At 34.4% G+C, this 4121-nt stretch carries 3 protein-coding genes; 1 reads left to right on the forward strand and 2 read right to left on the reverse strand.

The features are described from left to right. Positions 1 to 645, forward strand: a 645-nt coding sequence (locus N4A40_04285; protein MCT4661058.1) for a pyridoxal-phosphate dependent enzyme, incomplete at its 5' end; no start/stop codon positions are given. A gap of 90 nt (positions 646 to 735) precedes the next feature. On the opposite strand, the gene proC is transcribed toward N4A40_04285, so the two are convergent. Then, the gene (gene proC / locus N4A40_04290) at positions 736 to 1542 is read right to left on the reverse strand and encodes a pyrroline-5-carboxylate reductase (protein MCT4661059.1); all 807 of its coding nucleotides are present in this window, start codon (positions 1540 to 1542) and stop codon (positions 736 to 738) included. A gap of 38 nt (positions 1543 to 1580) precedes the next feature. Continuing rightward, on the reverse strand, positions 1581 to 3950 hold the full coding sequence (locus tag N4A40_04295; GenBank protein ID MCT4661060.1) for a glycyl radical protein: 2370 nt from the start codon (positions 3948 to 3950) through the stop codon (positions 1581 to 1583). Positions 3951 to 4121: the final 171 nt, after the last annotated feature.

Consider the following 4121-nt stretch of genomic DNA (forward strand, 5'->3'; position numbering starts at 1 on the left):
AAAATTGATAAAATAGAGTATTTTGGCGGAACTGCAATGTTACTTGGAAAAGATTATGATGAGGCACATTCTTTGGGAATGAAATATATTGAAGAACACGATATGACCTATATAGATGCTTATTATAGTGATCCTAAGGTTTATGCAGGTCAGGGAACGATAGGTATTGAAATATTAAAACAAAATAGCAATATAGATACTATAGTAGTGCCAATTGGGGGAGGAGGTCTTATAACAGGGATAGCCACGTATATTAAAGCGATGAATCCAGAAATTAGGATAGTTGGTGTCCAGACAGAAGCTTGTCCTGCAATGGTTAAATCATATGAAGATGGAGTTTTTTATGAGAGTTATGAGATTAAGGATTCGATTTGCGATGCATTAGTTGGGGGAAGCGGAAAACTTAGTTATGATATGGCAAAGACGCTTGTAGATGATTTTATAGTAGTGTCAGAGGAATCTATAGCAAAAGCTGTTAGTTTTATGGCTAAGGATGAAAAGTATATAGTAGAGGCAGGGAGCTGCACAACTGTAGCGGCGGTTTTTGACTATAAAGAGCGAATCGGTGGTAAAAATGTTGCTCTAGTTTTATCTGGTGGAAATATTGATGGAGAACTACTCAAGGAAATTTTGTGTGGGTATTAAAAAACAAGCTAGTACTTCTCTAGAATGGCATAATATCAAAAATGCAATTGTACTCAATTTTTAAGTACAATTGCATTTTTGATTATTGAATTATTTAGACATTTTTTTAGATTTTTCAGTGCATTTTCTCATGGCTTTGATGACAGAAGATCTAAATCCATCTTCTTCAAGTGATGCGACAGCTTCGATAGTTGTTCCGGCAGGAGAGCAAACCATATCTTTTAACTCACCTGGATGTTTGCCAGTTTCTAGAACCATTTTCGCAGAACCTAAAACAGCTTGAGCAGCTATATTATAGGCTTTATTTCTAGGCATACCATCTAAAACAGCTGCATCTGCCATTGCTTCAATGAACATAAAAACATATGCTGGAGAAGATCCACTAGTAGATGTAACTACATCCATTAATTTTTCATCAACTAATTCAACTTTTCCAAAGCTCTCAAATAAGCTAACCACAGCATCCATATCGTCTTTTGAAAGTTTTGGATTAGGACAAATGCATGCCATACCTTCTCCCACTAAAGCAGGAGTATTTGGCATGGTTCTAACGACTTTTATGTCTTTTTCAAAAGCTTCTTCTATACTCTTCACTGATTTTCCAGCAGCTATTATAACTATTACTACGTCGTCTTTTACATGAGCTTTTATATCTGAAATTACTATGTCATATATGTTTGGTTTTACAGACAAAACAATTATATCTGAAGTTTTGGCAACCTCTGTATTGTCCATAGTTGTTAATACACCGTATTCTTTTTTTGCTATGTCGAGGCTTCCTTGATAACCATCAGCAACTATTACATTTTCTGGTTTTACTAGATTAGAATTTACTATTCCACCTATCATAGCTCTTCCCATATTTCCGCAGCCTATAAAACCTATTTTCTTATCCATGTTAAACTCCTCCTTGAAATTAAGTTGTATTTATAAATTTAGAATGATTGTTCTGTTCTTTCGATTATTTCATCTTGCAAAGCTTTGCTCAGATTGTGGAAATGATCGCTGTAGCCAGCTACTCTGACAATTAAATCTTTATATTCATCAGGGTTATTTTGAGCATCAATAAGTGTTTGTTTGTCAATTACATTGAATTGTATATGATGACCATCCATAGTGAAATAAGATTTTACAAAAGCAGCCATATTTTCTAGACCTTCATTACCGGCAACGACTGATGGAGTAAACTTTTGATTCAACAAAGTGCCTCCAGTTCGTAGATGATCCATTTTTGAAGCAGATTTAATTACGGCAGTAGGACCATTTCTATCAGCACCTTTTGCAGGAGAAATACCTTCTGAAAGAGGTTTGTGTGCTAATCTGCCATTTGGGCTAGCCCCCATTACAGAACCAAAGTGAACATGGCAAGTAGTAGGAAGCATGTTAATTCTATAATAACCACCCTTCATATTCTTTCTGTCAGTAACTTCTTCGTAGAATGCGTTAAAGGCATCTAGCATCAATTCATCGGCGTAATCATCATCGTTACCATACTTAGGCGTTTTATTTGTTACTATATTCTTAATTTGTTCATAGCCTTCAAAATTTGCATCTAAAGCATTCATAAGTTCATTCATATCAAATTTCTTTTTGTCAAATACATTGTATTTTATAGAAGAAAGACAATCTGTTATAGTTCCAATACCAACGCCTTGAATATAGTTAGTATTGTATCTAGCACCACCAGCATTATAGTCTTTTCCATTTGTTATACAATCACTTACAACTATAGACAAGAATGGAGCAGGCATGTGCTTAGCATATATATTTTCGATCACATTGTTTCCTTTTATTTTTATATTGACAAAGTGGTGTAATTGCTTTTTAAATGCATCAAATAATTCATCATAGCTGTTGAAATCTTTGGCAAGACCAGTTTTTATACCAAGTTGTTTTTGAGCAATTTTATCATAGCCATTGTTTAATGTTATTTCTAGTATTTTTGGTAGATTCATATATCCAGTCAGTATATAAGCTTCTTTTCCATAAGCGCCAGTTTCAACACAACCACTTGTACCACCTTCACGAGCATCTTCAATGCTTTTGCCTGCATTTAATAGCTCTTGAATTATAGCATCTGTATTGTAAAATGCTGGTTGACCCCAACCTTTTCTCGAAATTTCGCAAGCTCTTTTGACAAATTTGTGAGGTGTTTTTTTACTGATCTGCACATTAGAACTAGGTTGTAAAAGCTTCATTTCATCCATAGTGTCTAATATCAAGTAGCTGACTTCATTTATACCATCATGTCCATCCGATGTCACTCCACCAGTATTTAAATTTGCAAAGTCTGTGTAAGTACCACTTTCTTTTAGAGTGATACCTACTTTTGGAGGAGCGGGTTGGTTATTGAATTTTACCCAAAGACATTCTAGAAGTTCTTTTGCGTTTTCAGGAGTTAGGGAACCTTCGCTAATTTCTTTTTCATAGAATGGGTTTAGGTGTTGATCTAATCGACCAGGACTAAAAGCATCCCAAATGTTTAGTTCTGTTGTAACACCAATATGAACAAACCAATACATTTGAATAGCTTGATGGAAAGTTTTAGGTGCATGTGCAGGGACAACTTCACAATTGGCAGCTATTTGAAGTAATTCGGATTTTCTAGTCTCGTTAGTTTCATTTTCGGCTAATTCTCGTGCATACGAAGCATAGCGTTTGCCATAGGTAATTATTGCATCACAGCAAATGCCCATAGCATTTAGTTGATTCTTTTTATTATAAGCTTCTTTATCATTGATATAATCTAATTTTGATATAGCTGTTTCTATATCTTTTTTAAAATCTAGAAAACCTTTTTTATACATTTTTCCATCAGCAACAGTGTGTCCAGGGCCTCTTTGTTCCATAAATTCTGTGAATATGCCATTTTCATAGCAATCAACCCATTCGGGAGTCATATGATCAAATATCATATTTCTGATTGAGCGATGCTTCCAATAAGGAATGATTTTGTCTCGCTGAATAGACTTTATTTTGTCACTTACTTTAAATGAAATTTTATCCCTTGAATCCATCACATCAAAATCTTCTAGTGTATGGCAACATAATTCAGGAAAACTAGGTGCGGCTTGAGGAGCGTCTGCTTTCTCACCAACTATTAGCTCATTTTCATTTATGCAAAGGGTTCTATTTTCCATTAAATGTTTAAAAGCTAAAGCTCTTAAAACGGGAGTGTCGACAGAACCAGCATATTTTTCATATGCCTCAGTCATCAAAATAGCTCTTTCGATTGATATGTGGGGAATTGCATCTAAACTTTGTCTTCTAAGTTTTTTGATTCTTTCATTCATGCCTCTTTCCATTTTCTAACCTCCTATTTTAACTTCAAAATTATATTGTTCAAATAAAGATTTGAATTCTTTTAGTTTTTCATCAGATGGAACTTTCATCAAATGCCCTTTATAGTCGAGCCCTAGCCTATTGTATTTATCTTTGCCAATTTCGTGATAGGGAAGAAGATTGATATTTTTTAT

This window comes from Tissierellales bacterium (assembly GCA_025210965.1).
Taxonomy (GTDB): Bacteria; Bacillota; Clostridia; order Tissierellales; family JAOAQY01; genus JAOAQY01.

Bases quoted from the DNA above. Each gene is read 5' to 3' on its own strand.
- proC (MCT4661059.1), bottom strand. From the start codon at position 1,542: ATGGATAAGAAAATAGGTTTTATAGGCTGCGGAAATATGGGAAGAGCT.
- N4A40_04295 (MCT4661060.1), bottom strand. From the start codon at position 3,950: ATGGAAAGAGGCATGAATGAAAGAATCAAAAAACTTAGAAGACAAAGT.